Source organism: Streptomyces sp. NBC_01320, from assembly GCF_035974375.1.
GTDB lineage: Bacteria > Actinomycetota > Actinomycetes > Streptomycetales > Streptomycetaceae > Streptomyces > Streptomyces yanii.
Genome location: NZ_CP108390.1, coordinates 11,466,056 through 11,482,431, shown reverse-complemented (window position 1 = coordinate 11,482,431; position 16,376 = coordinate 11,466,056). Strand labels below are relative to the sequence as shown.

Sequence of the window (16,376 nt, the reverse complement as noted above, 5' to 3'; positions counted from 1 at the left end):
GTGCAGAAAATGGATGGCCGCGTCACTTGACGATGTCCAGCACCGCCATCATGCCCGCGTCCTCGTGGTTGAGAATATGGCAGTGCAGGACGGTCTTGCCGGTGTAGTCCTTGAAGCGGATCCGGATGACGAACTGGCCCTTGGCGGGAACGCTCGCAACGTCCTGCAAGCCGTGGCCCCGGTGCGGACGTCCGTTGATGCTCATCAGCTGGAAATGGTTGGTGTGCACATGGAAGGAGTGTTCTTCGTTGCTGTCGTTGCGCACGGTCCACTCCTCGACCGTGTTCAGCTTGGCCCGCATGTCCACTCGGTTCGGATCGAACTGCTTGCCATTGATGTAGAACTTGGTGCCGGCCTTGTTCTCGGAGAACACGACGGTGCGCCGCGCGGCGATCGGAGCATCGCTCAAATTCACGGTCGGCGCGAAGGACGAGGTGGGCAGCGTCGCCGGCTGCGCAGCAGGCCCTTCGGAGACCAGGGTGGCCAAGGTCGCCTCCGGGAAGGAATTGCCGCCCGGCCCGGTCTTGTAGGCGAGCGTCTGCAGTTGGGTGCGGCCGCCCGGACCGCCTTGGACGAGCACGTCGAAGCGGGCCCCGGCCGCCAGGAGCAGCGAGTCGGCTGTCCAGATGCGGTCAACGGGGGTGCCGTCATGGGCGATCACATGGAACTTCTGTCCTTTCAGATGGACCTTGTAGTAGATGTTGGCGCTGATGTTGGCCAGCCGCCACAACTGGGTCTCACCTGGCCGGATACGAACGGTCGGGTTCAGCTGGCCGTTGACGGTGCGATGGGTGGGCGCGCCGATGTGGAGATTCTCGGTCCTGATCGCGCCTCCCTGGACCTGGAAGTCCTTGAGCGCGATGACGTGCTCGGTGATGTGGCGCAGGTTCGCCGGAAGGTACTGCTGCAGGCTGTCGACGATGAGGATGCCCGACATGCCCCCGGCGACCTGCGCTGCGGAGGTGTGGTGCGGGTGCGGGTGGTACCAATAGGTACCGGCTCGCAGGGTGTTGGGGAACTGAAAGGAGTAGTGGAACGTCTGCCCTGGATCGATGTGGATGAAGATGTTGTCGGCGTTGCCGCTCGGTGACACGTGGAGTCCGTGGACATGCAGGTTGGTGACCTCGTTCAGCGTATTCTTCAGGTCCAGCTCCAGCTTGTCCCCCGGCCGGATCCGCAGCGTGGGCGGCATGTAACCACCGTTGTAGGTGAGAGCCCAGAACTTGTGGCCACCCAGGTCCACCCGCCTTCTCTCCACAGCGATCTCCGCCCGCAGCAGCCCGTTGTGGCTGACCATCTGGGCCGGTTCCTTGAGCGGAGAACCTTCCGCGAACGAGGGCGCCGGCGACGACGACCGGGACGGGTCGCCGGCGCAGCCGCTCATCAGGGCGCCGATGGACAGGATCAGGAGCATGGCAACGCGCGGCAGCACGAAACGGGATCGCATGACGCCTCCATTGACGGACATCCGCATCACGCGTAGCTGACCACCGGCAAGCACCCGAGCGAAGCCGTGCGCGCGCCGACTGGACCGTTCGAGCGACGAGCTACACCCCGATGCCACCCCTGGCTCACGCACTTTCTCACCGTCTCCGATGTGCCGCGCTCCCGGGCGTTCCACTCCGACGTGCTGGGCGGAACGGTGGTGCTGTGGGCCAGGCGACGGGTCTGCTCAGGGGCGAGCCGGCGCGCACCGACAGCCGTCCCCCCAGGCCCGCCAAGCGGTCGATGATGTGGCGGTCCTCCGGTACAGCGCGTGCCATAGTGCCGGGTCCGTCGTCCCGTACGGTCGCCGCAGCTCGTTGTCCGCGGCTTGCCAGCTGATGTGCACGCGGCTGACCGGGTCTGGTCCCGGGTCCGGTTCGTCCGGCAGGGCAGATACCCCGGATCGCGCCGTCGCCCGCGCGGTTTGGGCGATGTCGGCGGGCAGCAGCCGGTCGGTGCCTTCCTCGGTGCCGGGCGTTCCACAGGGGCTTCCGTCGTCTCCGCCGGAGGACGGCATCCTGAACGATCAGTTCGGCAGTGATCCGCTCCACTGTCGGGGCTCGACGGGCGCGGGGCAGGCGATGCCGCTCGAAGACTTCATCGCCCAGGCCATCGAGGGTCAGGGCGGTGCCGGTGGTGGGGGACGGCTTCAGTTGTGCAGGGGGACGACGGTGGCGCCCGTGCGTAGGCTTCGTTTTCGAGGGTGAGTTGCCTCGGGCCGCCTACGGCGCGGCGGGCCGCACCTGCTCGGCGCTCTCCTGCGGGTCCACCATGCGCATGACCTCGCCGGGCCCGCGCGAGGTGTGTTCCTCGGATCGGGTAGGCGGGCCGGTTTGCCCGGCCCGCCCCCCACACCACCGGACATGCGGGCCCGCATCCGGCGGTTCGTCCAGCTGATCTCAGGCGAGCTTCAGGCGGGACCACGAGCCCTTGAACGACTTGTAGCCCTGCGCATCCCAATAGGCTTTATTCATAGCGATTTCCAGTGGTTTCAGGTGGGAGGCCCGCCAGTATCGCTTGCGTTGCACTGCAACGCCTTGCTCCTGGTCTCCAAATTCGTAACCGAGCTTCTGGAGCATGGAGTTCTTGCGCTGACTGGTCTTCCACTGCACCCACTGGGCCTGCCGTAGCCTGCGGCGGGTCCAGTGATCAATCTCCTCGAAAACCCGAAGGCTGTCGGAGAGACTGAAGTAGGCCACCCAGCCGACCGAGAAACGGTTGAGTTTGTCCATCCTGTGGGCCATCGATACGCCCCACGTCCGGGAGGTGACTCGCCGAACGGTGGACTTTAGCCGTCTCACGGCCTTCCGGTCCACCCGGATCTTCACCTGCCCTTTGGCGAGGTAGTACCCGAATCCCAGGAGTGACGTCCACCAGATGGGGCACGCCTTCGACTTCTCACGATTCACCCTCAGTTTCAAGGTCTTCTCAATGAAGGCCGTGACCGAGGCGAGGGTCCGCTGCGCCGCTCGCTCGGACCGGACGAAAATCATCACATCGTCCGCGTACCTCACGAACCGGTGTCCGCGTTTGAAGAGTTCGCGGTCAAGGTCGTCCAGCATGATGTTCGACAGCAACGGGGACAAGGGGAACCCTGCGGGGTCCCTTCCTCGTTCCTCACCATCACGCCGTCGCTCATAATCCCGGCTTCCAGGTACCGCCGAATCAACTTCAGGACCTTTCTGTCCCTCACCCGGCGAGCCACCCGCGCCATAAGCGCATCGTGATTCATTCGGTCGAAGAACTTGTCGAGGTCCAGGTCCACGGCCCAACGGTTTCTGTCCTGGACGGCCCGGCGACCAACCCTTACGGCTTGGTGGGCCGAACGCCCTGGTCGGAACCCGAACGACGCCCCAGAGAAGTGGGGATCGAAGACGGGCACGAGGGCCTGCGCAATTGCCTGCTGGATCAAGCGATCCAGCACCCGTGGGACACCTAGCATCCGCTCCCCACCATTCGGCTTAGGGATGGTCACCCGACGGACAGGAGCGGGCTTATATGTCCCCGCATCGAGCTCAGCCCATACCTTGGGCCAGTTCTGGGCGATCCATGGCCGGAGTTCATCCGTCGTCATCCCATCAACGCCGGGGGCACCCCGGTTTGCTTCGACGCGCCTGAGCGCCGCGAGAAGGTTCTCCTTCGAGAACACCGTCTCCCAGAGGGAGACCTCGCGGTGATTGTTGTCCGCGTGTAGCGCCGGCTGGTCACTGCGCCCCTTGGGCTGGGCGGTCGTATGCACCGACCCCGTCACCCCAGGGTCTGCCGGGGCAGATTTACGGCGGTCATCGTGACCTGCGCGAGCAGACACCCTTCTTCCAATCCGCTAAACGTTCGGCCCTTCCCGAGTCCTTGTCGGCCTACTGCCTTCCCGTCTCGGTACTATGACCTCTGCTGACTTCTGTCCGGCAAACCAGTGCCATTGCTGGCATCGGTCGTCACAATCCCGGCCGACACACCGTTACAGGTGACACCCGGGCAGACCTCCCCGAATAAGAACAGCAACTTTCCCCGGATCGCCGCCGCATATACTCTGCGTCTTTCTTGGTGAGAACGGGCTTCGATGCAGTCAGCCACCTTGCCCAAGACGCCTAGCCTCAAATGCGGTTCTTGTACATCGGTACCCGGTTTTGCCTCCGGCTTCCTTCGGACCCCACCTCGCGATGACGCCCTTGCCGTTCGGCTAGCGAGTTAGTCTCACCTCTTCTCGTCGGGACTTTCACCCTTTAGCTGCTGCCCATGTCGGGCGTACTGACTCCTCCCCCACCTGAAGGTGGGGGCTTCTCGCTATGCCGGTTGGGCTTCGCGACGGACCAGCCCGGCCCGTAGAACGTTCAGGGCGCCCACCGTGTCCGCGTGTGCCTGGTGGCCGCACGAGACGCAGCGGAACTTCTGTTGTGTGGGCCGGTTCTCCTTGGCGGTGTGCCCGCATACGGGGCACCGCCGGGAGGTGTTGCGGGGGGCCACGGCCATCACTTCCCGTCCGGCGCATTCTGCCTTGGCGGTGAGGATCGTCAGGAACACCCCCCATCCGGCATCAGCGATCGAACGGTTCAGCCCGGCCTTGGCGACGGCCCCGTTGGGCAGGAAGCTGCCCGGCGTGGCGGGGTCCGGCTTCGGAGCCGGGACCTTGCTCATGTTGCGGATCCTGAGGTCTTCGTGCGCGATGAAATCGTGGTCACGCACCAGGTTCAGCGCGGTCTTGTGCGCGTGGTCCAGGCGCTGACGGCGGACCTTGCGGTGCAGCCGCGCCACAACCTCCACGGCCTTGCGTCGGCGCTTCGAGCCGCGCTTGCACCGGGCGAGGGCCTGCTGCGCGGCTTCGAGTTTCGCGGCGGCCTTCGCCCCGTGCCGGGGGTTGGGTACGAACTCGCCGTGGGAGTCGGCGAGGAAGTTCGCTATGCCCAGGTCGATGCCGACCATGCTGCCGGTCGCCGGTAGGGGCTCGGGCTGTTCCTGGTCGGCGGTGAGGATGACGTACCAGCGCCGACCTTCGCGCTTGACGCTGATCGTCTTGACCTTCCCGGCCACCGGCCGGTGCTGGTGCACCTTGACGTGCCCGACGCCCTGGAGGCGGACGCGGGTGACGGGGTCGTGCGGGGTGGCATCCCAGCGGCAGCCGTCGCCGTCCTTCGGGAAGTCCACGGTGTCGAACCGCTTGGCCGAACGAAAGCGCGGATACCCCGGTGCCTCTGCGGCCTTGACCCGACGGAAGAAACCGGTGAACGCCTTGTCCAGCCGTCGCAACGTCGCCTGCTGAGAAGAGAACGACCAACGGCCCTGGCGTTCCGGGTCGAAGTCCCGGATGTCCTTGAGCTGGGCGGACTGCTGCCCGTACCGGACCGTCGTCTTCGAGCTGTGCCGGTAGGCATCGCGGCGTTCTTGCAACGCGCCGTTGTAGAGCGAGCAGTGATCCCGCAGCATCTCGGCGAGCGCGCCCTGCTGGCCCACGGTGGGCCGCATCAGGAACTTGTACGCACGGATCATCCGGCCCACCCCCTTCCTGGCCCGCTTCGGAGATCATACTACGCTTGGCGTGTGTCACCACGATGGGAACCAAACCCCGATATTCGTACCGGTCGCCACGTCGTCTCCCACCTCCATGCCCACTTGGTGTTCGTCACCAGGTACCGGCGCGGCGTGTTCGATGACGACATGTTGAAGCGGTGCGAGGAGATCATGCGCGAGGTCTGCGGCACGTTCGAGGCGGAGCTGCGGGAGTTCAACGGCGAAGCCGACCATGTGCACCTGCTGGTGCACTACCCGCCGAAGGTCGCCCTGTCGAAGCTGATCAACAGCCTCAAGGGCGTCAGCTCCAGGTACCTGCGAGCGGAGTACACCGGGCGAATCAACCGGATCGGCATGGGATCGGTGTTCTGGTCCCGCTCCTACTTCGCGGGATCCTGCGGCGGCGCACCGCTGACCATGATCCGCCAGTACATCGAAGAGCAGAAGCGGCCTGCCTGACCATCCCCCAGGCACAGCGAACTCCGGCGCCTCGCGCCTCCGGACCAAGGATGCGTTTCCCTCCCCGACTGAAGCCGGGGATACCCACGCAAGATCAGGGATGGCGCTGACGTACCCCAGTGGCATCCGCAGTGCTCTGGTCGGCAGCGGTATGTCGAACCTGGCGTCGTGGGTGAGCACACAAACCACAGTCCTGGCGTCGGTCGGTGTCGCGGCGAGGTACCGGTGCGGCCAGTCCACCACTACGTCGTGGGCCGCGGGAAACCACCCCGGTGTGGCGAAGACCGGGCGGGCGTCGCACACGGTCACCCGGTAGCCGAGGAGGGCGCCCACGCGCGTGAGCGCGGCGGCGAAGTCGACGGCGGCGAAGGCAAGCAGCCCGGGCGCCGTCGTTTGCGACTCGACCAGCAGCGTTACGGTCTCGTCGCCGCACAGATGGTGGACGAGGCCCGTAACGCCCGCGCCCAGCAGGGCGCCCGCCTTGTGTGCGGCCCAGCGGTCGAGGCCTCCGCCGTCCAGAGTGCCCGGTGCTTCCCTGCCCTGCCGTACCAGCATGGCCCGTCCGAGCAGGTGGGAGGGGCCGGAGACCACCTGGGTGAGGGCGACGGACTCGCAGGCGACCGTCGCTGCCAGGGCCGCCGCGATCTCCGGCTGCTCGTCGGGTACGACGCGCTGCATAAACACGTCGAGGCGCCGCCGCAGGTGAGCCCGACGGCGAAGGCGTCATCCTCGGTGTACTTGAAGTGTTCCAGGGAGGGGCCGCGCCCAGCCGGCGCCTCCTGGCACAGCTCGTACACCGCGCCCTCGACGCAGCCGCCAGAGACGCTGCCGACCGCTTTGCCAACGGCGTCGACGGCCATGGCCGTGCCAGCCGGACGCGGCGCGCTGCCGCTGGTCGACACCACAGCGGCGACCGCGGAGGGTTCGGCTCGCACGCTTCATCCGGGCAGCGCCTCGGCTGCGATGTCCAGCACCTTTTTCCTCCGGGGCTTGGTGTCTTGTCCGGGCCGTGCCCGGAGCTCACATACGGGGATCCAGGAGTTTTTTGGGCGTGATCGGGAGGTCCCGCACCCGCCGCCCTGTCGCGTCGAACACCGCGTTGGCGACGGCCGCTGCGATACCCGTGGCGGACAGCTCCCCGATTCCCTTGGCGCCGAGCGGCCCGGCATGCGGATCGAACTCGTCGACGAAGGACATGTCGATATGGGATGGGATGTCGGCGTTCACCGGTAGGGGCACCCCGGCGAGGTCCTGAGACAGCCAGTGGCCCAGGTTCGGCTCGAAGTGGCTGGCCTCCATGGCTGCCATGCCCCAGCCCCACACCAGTCCGCCGATCAACTGGGAGCGGGCGGTGCGCTCGTTGACGACCGCGCCGACGCTGTAGACACCGGTCGCGCGGCGCAGCCGCAGCAGGCCGAGGTCCGGGTCGACACCTACCTCGATGAACATGGCGCCGAAGGTGCGCAAGGAGACACCAGGCGCTCCCGCGTCGGCGGATGCGCCGCCGGGCAGCACCATCTCGCCGTTGCCGACCACCTCGTCGAACTCAGCCGCGCGCAGGATGTCGGCGTATGGCCGACGCTGGTCGCGCCAGGTGAGGGCGCCGGAGTCGGCGCGCACCTCATCGGTCGGCCAGGACATCACGTCGGCGAGCTGGCGCAGGACGTCGTTGGCGGCCAGGTGGACAGCGGTGCCCATGGCGATCGTGGTGCCCGACCCGTAGGTAGGACCGGCGTACGGCAGGTCCGTGTCGCCTGAGATCCCCTTGACGGAACTGATGTCGATGCCGAGGGTCTCCGCGGCGATCTGCGGGAAGATCGTGGTGGAGCCCGCGCCGATGTCTGTGTAGCCGGCCTCGACCTTTGCGGTGCCGTCGCCCCGCATCCGCACCCGGGCGTTGGAGGTGAACCGGAACTGGCCCTGCGTGCAGTCGGCCATGCCGCAACCGATGAGCCAGTGCCCGTCGCGGGTGCCGCCCTTGGGCCGGTCCCACCAGCCGAAGCGGCGGGCACCCTCCTCGTACGCTTCCCTGAGCTTCTTCGAGGACCAGGGCGTGCCGTCGGCGGGGTAGCTCTCGGCGTAGTTGACCAGACGCAGCGTCAGCGGGTCCATGGACAGGGTGTGGGCCAGTTCGTCCATCGCGGAGCCGAGCGCCCAGGTGCCGGGGCCGTCGATGGGGGAACGCATGAACGACGACAGGTTGATGTGGCCGCGCCGCACCCGCTGGCTGGTGGAGATGTTCGGGGAGGCGTACAGCGCTTTGGAGGGCACGGAGCCGAACTCGACATAGTCGTCGGTGATGGCGGTGACGTTGTCGACTTCGTGGACGACCGCCTGGAGTTCGCCGCTTTCGTTGGCGCCCAGGGAGACGCGGTGCTCCATCAGCGGCTGGTAGCCGACGATGCTGTACATGTCCTGGCGGGTGAGCACCAGCTTCACCGGCCGGCCGACGGCCCTGGCGGCCTGGGCGGCGAGGATCTCGTGCGGCCAGATGAACGCCTTGGTACCGAAGCCGCCGCCGGTGTGCTGAGCGATCACCCGCACCTTGTCGGAGGCGATGCCGAAGGTCGCGGCCAGGGCGTCTCGCACCGCGTACACGTGCTGGACGGAGTCGTGGACTGTCAGCCGGCCGTCGTGCCACTCGGCGACGATTGCGCTCGGTTCCATCGGGTTGCCGTGCCGGGACGGCTGTGTGTAGGTGCCGGCCGCGCGCACGGGCGCCTCCGCGAACGCGCCGGCCGCGTCGCCCTTACGGAACTCCAGTGCGTCGAGCATGCCGTAGCCGCTCTCCGGCGATGGCGGTACGGCCACGGCCGTGTCTGGGTTGATGAATGGTTCCCGCTCGTACGACACCCGTACCCGCGCCGCCGCGCCCTCTGCCGCTTCCAGGGAATCGGCCAGGACCATGGCCACCGGTTGGCCCCAGTAGTTGACGACATCCCCCTGCATAGGGAGGAAACGGGTCGCGAGCGGAGGGCTCGGCAGGGCGGCGAACGCCTTGTCGACGGTGGGCAGCTCGGTCAGCACGTGGACGACGCCCGGCTCCCGCTGCGCCGCCTCGACGGCGTAGCCGGCGACCCGGCCTGTGGTGATCGTCGCGCCGACCAGGACCGCATACAGCTGGTCGGCGGCGTTGTAGTCGGCCGCGTACATCGCTGCTCCAGTGACCTTGGCGGGGCCGTCCTGCCTGGTCACGCCACGCATGCCGGTCATCCTGCCTCCAGGGCCAGTTCGAGGGCGCGCAGTGCGGTGTTGCGGGCGAGAGGGATCTTGTACGCGTTCGAGGACAGCGGGCGGCTGGCCGAGAATCCGGAGGTCACGGCGTCCATCACCTCGGGGCTACCGGGGCGCAGGCCGACCAGTGCCTGTTCTGCGTCGTACAGGCGCCAGGGACGCAGCGCCACGGAGCCGAGGGCCAGCCGTGCGCGGGAGATCACGCCGTCCTGGACCTCGACGACGGCGGCGGCCGACACGAGGGCGAACTCGTAGCTCTGGCGTTCGCGCACCTTGACGTACGCCGACTTGGGCGCGGGCGCGCCGATCTCAATGCCGGTGATCAGCTCGCTGGGGCGCAGCACGTTGTGCGCCGACGGGTCCTCGGCAGGCAGGGTGTGAAACTCGGTCGCCGGAATCCTGCGTCCGCCGTCCACGTGCTCGGTGATGATCTCCGCGTCCAGGCAGGCGAGAGCGACGGCGGGGTCCGAGGGCTGTACGGCCACGCAGTCCTCGGTCCATCCGAAGATGGCCAGCCGCTCGTTCGCGCCATGCAGAGCCGCGCAACCGGAGCCGGGGACACGCTTGTTGCAGGCCACCGGGCCGTTGGAGCGGAAGTAGGGACACCGGGTGCGCTGCACCGGGTTGCCGCCGATGGTGGCCAGGTTGCGCAGCTGCGCGGAGGCCGCCCTGAGGATGGACTGGGAGAGCACCGGGTACGAAGTCTCGACGCGCGGGTCCTGGGCCACGTCATTGAGCCGGGCCAGCGCGCCGATGTGCAGGCCGTCGCCGGTGGAGGTGATCTCGTGCAGCCGGGGCAGGCGGCCGATGTCGACCAGGTGGCTCGGCGACTCGATGCCGATCCGCGCCCAGTTGAGCAGTTCGGTGCCGCCGGCGAGGAACATGGTGTCCTCGGTACGCGCGCTGTCCAGGGCGCTGGGCAGGGACTCGGCTCGTACGTAGGTGAACGGGTGCATGTCACCGCCCCTTTCCGGCTGCTGCCTCGACGGCGGCGGCGATCTGCGGGTATGCGGAACAGCGGCAGATGTTCCCGCTCATCCATTCACGGATCTCATCGTTCGATCCGGTATGGCCCTCCTGAATACAGCCGACGGCCGACATGATCTGACCAGGTGTGCAGAACCCGCACTGGAGGGCGTCCGCGTCGATGAATGCCTGCTGGACGGGGTGCAGTTCGCCGTCCCGGGCGAGTCCTTCGACGGTTGTCACCTCGGAGCCGTCGGTGCTTGCAGCCAGCACCATGCAGGCGTTGACCCGGCGCCCGTCGAGGTGGACGGTGCAGGCACCGCACTCGCCCCGGTTGCATCCCTTTTTCGCCCCGGTCAACCGAAGCCGCTCGCGGAGAAGATCGAGGAGGGTCGTGCGCGCATCGCACGTCACCTGCGTGGTCGTCCCGTTGACCTGCAAGGTGAGTGTCGTTTCCGGGATGAGACTCTCATTCGGCATTGCATCGCTCCTGGGGAGGGCAGCAGATCTTAGGAAGGAAGCATTTTTCGCAACGAATGAGCAATATGCGCATATTATGACGGACTCGGATGCCGGTGACTCGCTGCCTTGCTGACATGTGGTGGTGTTTCGGCTGACGTGAGAGGACCGTTCTGCGGTTTCGCTGCTGCCACGAAGCCAGCAGACCGCAGCCCGGCCGTCGCGGCCCAGTAGTCACGGGTCCCGGACCGCTGCCCCTGACTTGACCGTACGCACCGGCGACAGTCGCAGGCCGCTCTACGGGGCCTTCGGTGAGGTGCCGACGCGCCCCGAGCTGGAGCGGTTCTTCTTCCTGGATGACGACGACCGCGACCTGATTGTGCTGCGACGGTCCGACGGGCACCGCCTGGAGGTGGCGGCGCAGATCGGCACCGTCCGCTACATCGGCACGTTGTCCCGGGTGCCGGTGAACCGGTTGAACACGCCGGCTCGGTACGGGCAGCTGAGCAAGGCGCAGACGATCGAGCGGGCGCCGGAGCCGCGGAAGACGGCGCTGCTGACGGCGGTGGTGCGCAATCGGGAGGCCCAGGCGGTCGAGGACGCGTTGGACCTGTTCGTGCTGCTGATGGCCACTCAGCCGACCGCCCGGCGCGGCGGGCGTCGGACAAGGAGCGCCTGGCGGTGCTGCCGCAGCTGGAGAAGGCAGCCCGCATCCTGGCGAAGGCGTCGAAGATCCTCGCCGAGGAGCTGGACCTGGTCGCCGAGCATGACGCGAACCTGGATGTCGCGGCGCTGTGGGCGGCGGTGGAGGAGGCCGTGCCGCGCGAGGCCGTGTCCGGCTCGGTGGCTTGGGTCGAGGCCCTGGTACCGGAGGACGACGGGTCGGCCGAGGCGGCGATGCGCGAGGAGCTGGCCCTGCGCTACAACACCGTGCGCCCGTTCGTGTCGCTGTTGGACGAGTCGAATGCGCTGGGCGCCGCCCTGGGCGGCAAGCGCATCCTGAAGGCGGTCCGCCGGCTCCCTGCGCTGTCGCGACGGCGGGTCAAGGAGCACGTTACGCCGAGAGCATCGCGGCAGGAGGCGCCGACGAGCCGCAGGGCGGGGCGCGGCGGAGCGAACTCTCCGAGTTGAGGTGCCGTTGACGAACGGCGAACCAATCGGCATGTGGCTGAACGCGATACTCAGACCGTGTCCTCCATGGCTATGGGCCGTTTTGAGGTGAGAGAACAGCCGGTCGCGAATGTTGGGGTGTACATGATGTCCATTTCCCCTCATCGGGAGCTGATTCGTGTCGGTGTCGTAGGGCTGAGCGCGAGCGGTGGTTGGGCGGCGACCGCGCATGTGCCGGCGCTGGCCGGGCTCGACGGATACGAGTTGCGGGCGCTGAGCGCCAGCAGCGCCGAGTCGGCGCGTGCGGCCGGCGAGAAGTATGCGGTGCCGCTCGCCTTCGGCAGCACAGAGGAGCTCGCCCGCAGTGAGGAGGTCGATCTCGTGGTGGTGACGGTGAAGGTTCCGCATCACCTGGAGCTCATCCGACCCGCGCTGGAAGCGGGGAAGACGGTGTTCAGCGAATGGCCGCTCGGTGCCGACCTCGCGCAGGCCGAGGAACTTGCCGACCTCGCGCATCGCAGGGGCGTGCTCACGGCTGTCGGCCTGCAGGCCCGGTCGGCTCCGCCGCTTCGGTATCTGCGCGACTTGGTCGCCGACGGCTACGCGGGGCGGGTGCTGTCGACCAGCATGCTCGGATCGGGCTGGATCGGGGGCGCCACTTACGACGACAGCCATGCATACGTGCTGGACGTCACGAGCGGCGCCACGCTGATGTCGATCCCCTTCGGGCACTCGGTCGACGCGCTGACCATGGTGCTCGGGGAGTTCCGCGAGGTGTCGGCTCACATCGAGAACCTGCGCCCGGAGGTCACCCACGTCACGAGCGGGGCGGTCGCGGCCAAGAGCGCAGAGGACCAGATCGCCGTCACCGGTGTGCTGGAGTCGGGGGCCGTGGCCACGATGCACATCCGCGGTGGGACGTCACGCGCCACCGCGTTTCATTGGGAGATCAACGGCACCCAGGGCGATCTCGTCGTCAAGGCCGACCAGGCTCTGTGGTTCCAGGGGCGGCTGCGGCTGTACGGCGCCCGAGGAGAGGACGGCGCCTTGGCCGAACTCCCGGTTCCCGCCCGCTATCAGCGGTCGCTGACACAATGGACCGAGCGATCCGCCGAGCCCGCCTGCAACGTCGCCCACGAGTACGCGCTTCTGCGCGACCAGATCACCGGGAGCCTCGCGCCGGACGAGGACGGCGTTCCCGACTTCCGGCACGCCGTCCGGCGACACCGCATGCTGGAGCGGATCCGAGAGGCGGCGCGCACGGGCCGAAAGGTCACACTCACAGAGCAAGGCGCGTAGACCCCGAAGCGAGTCAGGTCGTGAGCTCGACTGTTTCGCCCTCGGCGAGGATGCGGTAGGCCGTGGCGACCGAGGGGTGAGCAACTGTTGGCTTTCGAGGCCGTTCGAGTGTGCGTAACTAAGTTTGGTGAGTGCGTTGTTCAGGGTGTGAATCTGACGGAGTGGGCGAGGGTGCAGGGTGTGCATCCGCAGACGGCGTATCGCTGGTTTCGTGAGGGCACGTTGCCGGTGCCGGCTCAGCGGGTCGGGCCTCGGACGATTCTGGTAAATGTGGAGGCCGTTGCGGTGCCTGGAACGGTCGGCGGTGTCGGGTTGTGTGCCTGTGTCTCCTCGCGCGACCAGACGGGTGATCTCCAGCGCCAGGTGGCTCGGCTGTCGCGGTGGGCCGCGCAGTCGGGTCACCGGGTGGTGCGGGTGGAGTCCGAGATCGGGTCAGGTATGAATGGTTCCCGCGTCAGGGCCCGGCGTTTGCTGGCCGACCCGGACGTGACCACCGTGGTGGTCGAACACCGTGACCGGCTCGGCCGAATGAACACCGAGCTTGTCGAAGCGGCACTCGAAGCCGCGGACCGGCGTCTGGTTGTGCTGGATGACGGGGAGCTCGAAGACGACTTGGTGCGGGACATGGTGGAGGTGCTGACCTCGTTCTGTGCCCGCCTGTACGGGCGCCGTTCGGCGAAGAACCGGGCGAGGAAAGCCTTGGAAGCTGCCGAGCATGGCTGAGTCGAAGAACCAATTGCGCACCATCGCCCCGCCGTTCGTCGCCGTCGGACCCACAGGTGTGGCAATACGTGACCGGCTGGGGCACCTCACATCCCAGGACGGGAGAGTCCTCCGCGCGGTCGGTGAGCACCAAGGCCGTCTGTGTTCGCGTGATCTCAAGGAACGCTGTGCGGACGGCCACGATCACAGCGCTCGGACGTGGGCCACGCGTAAGCGGGACCTGACGCCGCTGTCGTCGTCGCGGATCGCGGGTGCGATCACCAAGGCCACACACGATCAGTGGGCGCTCGCACGCCGTTGCCAGGCAGCACACATCCAGACACTGGAAGCCGGGATCAGAACGCTGCGGCACCGCCTGTCCCTCCCGGTCGGGGCGCCCGGAACGAAGCGGGTCGCGGGCGGCTACCGCTCCCGGAGTGAGTGGTTCCACAAGTCCCGCCGTCTCGCGATGCTGGAAGATCGGCATGCTGCTGCTGTCGCCGAGTGGCAGGCCGGACGGGTTCGTGTGGTGCGGGGCGGCAAACGTCTCCTCAACACCCGCCACCACCTCACCCAGGCCCAGCTCACCGAAGACCAGTGGCGGGAACGCTGGGAGGCGGAGCGCTGGTTCATCGCTGCGGACGGTGAGTCGGGAAAGGGGTTCGGGAACGAGACGATCCGCGTCACCCCGGACGGCGAAGTCAGCATCAGGCTGCCTGCCCCGCTCGCGCACCTGGCCAACGCCGGGCACGGCCGCTACGTCCTCACCTCCACTGTGGCGTTCGCGCACCGGGGCGCGGAGTGGGCCGACCGCATCGCCGCGAACCGGGCCGTCGCCTACCGCATCCACCTCGATACGGAGCGCGGCCGCTGGTACCTCACCGCATCCTGGCAACGCCCCGTCGTGAAGACCATCCCGCTGGCCACCGCCCGCGCCCGGGGCATGATCGGCGTCGACACCAACGCCGACCACTTCGCCGCCTACCACCTGGACCGGCACGGCAATCCAGCCGGTGACCCGCGCCGCTTCCCTTACGACCTGTCCGGGACCGCCAGTCACCGCGACGCGCAGATCCGCCACGCCCTCACTCGGCTCATCCACTGGGCCAAGCGAGTCGGTGTCGCCGCGATCGGCATCGAAGACCTCGACTTCACCACCGAGAAGACCCGCGAGAAACACGGCCGCAGGAAACGGTTCCGGCAGCTCATCTCCGGCATCCCGACCGGGAAACTCAAGGCCCGGCTGGTGTCAATGGCCGCCGAACACGGCCTGAGCATTGTCGCGGTCGACCCGGCCTACACCACTTTGTGGGGTGGTCAGCACTGGCAGAAGCCGCTGGCCACCGCGCATCGAAAGATGTCCCGTCACGATGCCGCGGGCATCGCGATCGGACGACGCGCCCTCGGGCACCCGATCCGGGATGGGGTATCCCCTGCTCGAACGTAGTTGAGAGCTTGGGGAAGGACGGCACCGCCCCCGCACGACCGGAGCGATCGTGCAGGGCATCGGACCGTCCAGACCGATCAAGGTGACCGGGGGCGTGAGGGAACCCGCCCACCCACAACGGACCGGCCCCCTGGAGGGCCGTCGCCGAGCGGGAAGCGAACGCGGGAACCCAGTGCATCCAAAACCGTTCGGGATGCGCCCAGTACGCAGCAGTGGGTCCAGGACTCACTCATGCACACTGGCCAGGAACGGTGCTTGCCCTGGTTCTTGCCCGAGGTGATGACGAGCTGTACCTGGGCCTGGAGGTGTTCGCGAAGGTCGGCTTGTTCAGGCGTGAGTGAGTCCTCGGAGCGATGACCTCAGGTGAGAGGCCGGACCCGACCGCGCGGGCAGGACACCCACCTGCGAGGCCCCCCAGAGTGGACCTCGGCGACGGCACCACGCTGCCGGCCGACGTCGTCCTGGCCCTCGGCGCCGCGCCCGCGACCGGCTGGCTGGAAGGTTCGGGCCTGCGCCTGGAAGACGGAGTGGAGTGCGACGCGTATTGCCGGGCGGCACCCCGGATCTACGCCGCCGGCGACGTCGCCTCCTGGCCCAGTGCACACTTCGGCACCCGCATGCGGCTGGAGCACCGGATGAACGCCACCGAACAGGCCATGGCCGCGGCCGGCAACCTGCTCGGCGACGCAACTCCGTTCGCTCCCGTGCCCTACTTCTGGACCGACCAGTACGACATCAGGATCCAGGCGTACGGGATCTTCCCGCCGGACGCGGAGATGCAGATCGTCTACGGCGACCCGTCGGACGGCCACTTCGCCGCCGCCTACGGTCACCACGGGAGGGTGGTCGGCGTACTCGGCTGGAACGCCCCGCGCCAGGTACGCACGCTGCGCCGCCTGGTCGTCGAACGCGCATCGTGGGCCGCCTTCGCGGCCACACCCGCACTCAGCCCGGCAACCCTGAACTGACCCGCAAGCCGAGGTTCAGCAGGAGAGCGAGCCGATCGAGAGCAGTGGTGATCTGGCTCGTCCAGGCCCAGTGGCGGGCGAGGCCGATGATTGGCCAGCAGGTCGAGCGCGATCTGCACGGCACTGCCCAGACCTTGTTCTGGGCAGTGCCACGTGCGGGGGCAGGTTGCGCAGTCCCGTCGCGCGGGCGGCCAGGATCCGGTTCTAGGGGTGACGATGCTCGTGTTCCGCGATCGGTACCG

Annotated in this window: 11 protein-coding genes and 6 pseudogenes; 7 read left to right on the top strand and 10 right to left on the bottom strand. The window is 67.7% G+C overall.

Annotation, left to right across the window (positions count from 1 at the left end):
• Window positions 1–22: 22 nt before the first annotated feature.
• The 4 genes and pseudogenes from OG395_RS52975 to OG395_RS52960 form a co-directional block, all read right to left on the bottom strand.
• Complete coding sequence (locus OG395_RS52975) at window positions 23–1,447, bottom strand: multicopper oxidase family protein (RefSeq protein ID WP_327241376.1); 1,425 nt, start codon at window positions 1,445–1,447, stop codon at window positions 23–25.
• 937 nt (window positions 1,448–2,384) lie between these two features.
• Window positions 2,385–2,786, bottom strand: a complete 402-nt coding sequence (locus OG395_RS52970; RefSeq protein WP_327249739.1) for a group II intron maturase-specific domain-containing protein — start codon at window positions 2,784–2,786, stop codon at window positions 2,385–2,387.
• Between the two features lie 141 nt (window positions 2,787–2,927).
• Window positions 2,928–3,427: pseudogene (locus OG395_RS52965) on the bottom strand (reverse transcriptase domain-containing protein); the annotation flags it as partial.
• An 842-nt stretch (window positions 3,428–4,269) separates the two neighbouring features.
• Complete coding sequence (locus tag OG395_RS52960) at window positions 4,270–5,469, bottom strand: RNA-guided endonuclease InsQ/TnpB family protein (RefSeq protein ID WP_327241378.1); 1,200 nt, start codon at window positions 5,467–5,469, stop codon at window positions 4,270–4,272.
• A 51-nt stretch (window positions 5,470–5,520) separates the two neighbouring features.
• Between OG395_RS52960 and tnpA the strand changes: the two genes are divergently transcribed.
• Window positions 5,521–5,949: an IS200/IS605 family transposase gene (gene tnpA, locus OG395_RS52955; RefSeq protein ID WP_327241366.1), complete on the top strand. Its 429-nt coding sequence runs from the start codon at window positions 5,521–5,523 to the stop codon at window positions 5,947–5,949.
• Window positions 5,950–6,108: 159 nt separating this feature from the next.
• Here tnpA and OG395_RS52950 read toward each other — a convergent pair.
• The 5 genes and pseudogenes from OG395_RS52950 to OG395_RS52930 all read right to left on the bottom strand — a co-directional run.
• Window positions 6,109–6,282, bottom strand: a pseudogene (locus OG395_RS52950) (XshC-Cox1 family protein); the annotation flags it as partial.
• An 80-nt stretch (window positions 6,283–6,362) separates the two neighbouring features.
• Window positions 6,363–6,851, bottom strand: coding sequence for an XdhC family protein (locus OG395_RS52945; RefSeq protein ID WP_327249738.1), 489 nt, complete (start codon window positions 6,849–6,851; stop codon window positions 6,363–6,365).
• Between the two features lie 118 nt (window positions 6,852–6,969).
• A complete protein-coding gene (locus OG395_RS52940; RefSeq protein ID WP_327241380.1) occupies window positions 6,970–9,162 on the bottom strand; it encodes a xanthine dehydrogenase family protein molybdopterin-binding subunit in 2,193 nt (730 codons plus the stop codon).
• Window positions 9,159–10,139: an FAD binding domain-containing protein gene (locus OG395_RS52935; RefSeq protein WP_327241381.1), complete on the bottom strand. Its 981-nt coding sequence runs from the start codon at window positions 10,137–10,139 to the stop codon at window positions 9,159–9,161. Before OG395_RS52935 ends, OG395_RS52940 begins: the two co-directional genes overlap by 4 nt.
• Before the next feature lies 1 nt (window position 10,140).
• Complete coding sequence (locus OG395_RS52930) at window positions 10,141–10,629, bottom strand: (2Fe-2S)-binding protein (RefSeq protein WP_327241382.1); 489 nt, start codon at window positions 10,627–10,629, stop codon at window positions 10,141–10,143.
• Between the two features lie 295 nt (window positions 10,630–10,924).
• Here OG395_RS52930 and OG395_RS58885 point away from each other — a divergent pair.
• From OG395_RS58885 to OG395_RS52900, 6 genes and pseudogenes are all read left to right on the top strand, one after another.
• Window positions 10,925–11,005 (top strand): annotated as a pseudogene (locus OG395_RS58885) (hypothetical protein); the annotation flags it as partial.
• 54 nt (window positions 11,006–11,059) lie between these two features.
• Window positions 11,060–11,652 (top strand): annotated as a pseudogene (locus tag OG395_RS58880) (Tn3 family transposase); the annotation flags it as partial.
• Between the two features lie 210 nt (window positions 11,653–11,862).
• A complete protein-coding gene (locus OG395_RS52915) occupies window positions 11,863–13,017 on the top strand; it encodes a Gfo/Idh/MocA family oxidoreductase (protein WP_327241385.1) in 1,155 nt (384 codons plus the stop codon).
• Window positions 13,018–13,164: 147 nt separating this feature from the next.
• Window positions 13,165–13,740: an IS607 family transposase gene (locus OG395_RS52910; RefSeq protein WP_327249234.1), complete on the top strand. Its 576-nt coding sequence runs from the start codon at window positions 13,165–13,167 to the stop codon at window positions 13,738–13,740.
• A pseudogene (locus tag OG395_RS52905) lies at window positions 13,733–15,406 on the top strand (IS200/IS605 family accessory protein TnpB-related protein); the annotation flags it as partial. The gene OG395_RS52910 and the pseudogene OG395_RS52905, both read left to right, overlap by 8 nt.
• Window positions 15,407–15,585: 179 nt before the next feature.
• Window positions 15,586–16,134 carry an oxidoreductase C-terminal domain-containing protein gene (locus OG395_RS52900; RefSeq protein ID WP_327241386.1) on the top strand — a complete coding sequence of 183 codons (549 nt, stop codon included), beginning with the start codon at window positions 15,586–15,588 and terminating at the stop codon, window positions 16,132–16,134.
• Here OG395_RS52900 and OG395_RS58875 read toward each other — a convergent pair.
• Window positions 16,112–16,338 (bottom strand): annotated as a pseudogene (locus OG395_RS58875) (hypothetical protein); the annotation flags it as partial. The gene OG395_RS52900 and the pseudogene OG395_RS58875 sit on opposite strands and share 23 nt — an antisense overlap.
• Window positions 16,339–16,376: the final 38 nt, after the last annotated feature.

Coding starts and splice junctions, on each gene's coding strand:
- OG395_RS52975 (WP_327241376.1), bottom strand. CDS start 1,447: ATGCGATCCCGTTTCGTGCTGCCGCGCGTTGCCATGCTCCTGATCCTG.
- OG395_RS52960 (WP_327241378.1), bottom strand. CDS start 5,469: ATGATCCGTGCGTACAAGTTCCTGATGCGGCCCACCGTGGGCCAGCAG.
- OG395_RS52940 (WP_327241380.1), bottom strand. CDS start 9,162: ATGACCGGCATGCGTGGCGTGACCAGGCAGGACGGCCCCGCCAAGGTC.
- OG395_RS52935 (WP_327241381.1), bottom strand. CDS start 10,139: ATGCACCCGTTCACCTACGTACGAGCCGAGTCCCTGCCCAGCGCCCTG.
- OG395_RS52930 (WP_327241382.1), bottom strand. CDS start 10,629: ATGCCGAATGAGAGTCTCATCCCGGAAACGACACTCACCTTGCAGGTC.
- OG395_RS52915 (WP_327241385.1), top strand. CDS start 11,863: ATGATGTCCATTTCCCCTCATCGGGAGCTGATTCGTGTCGGTGTCGTA.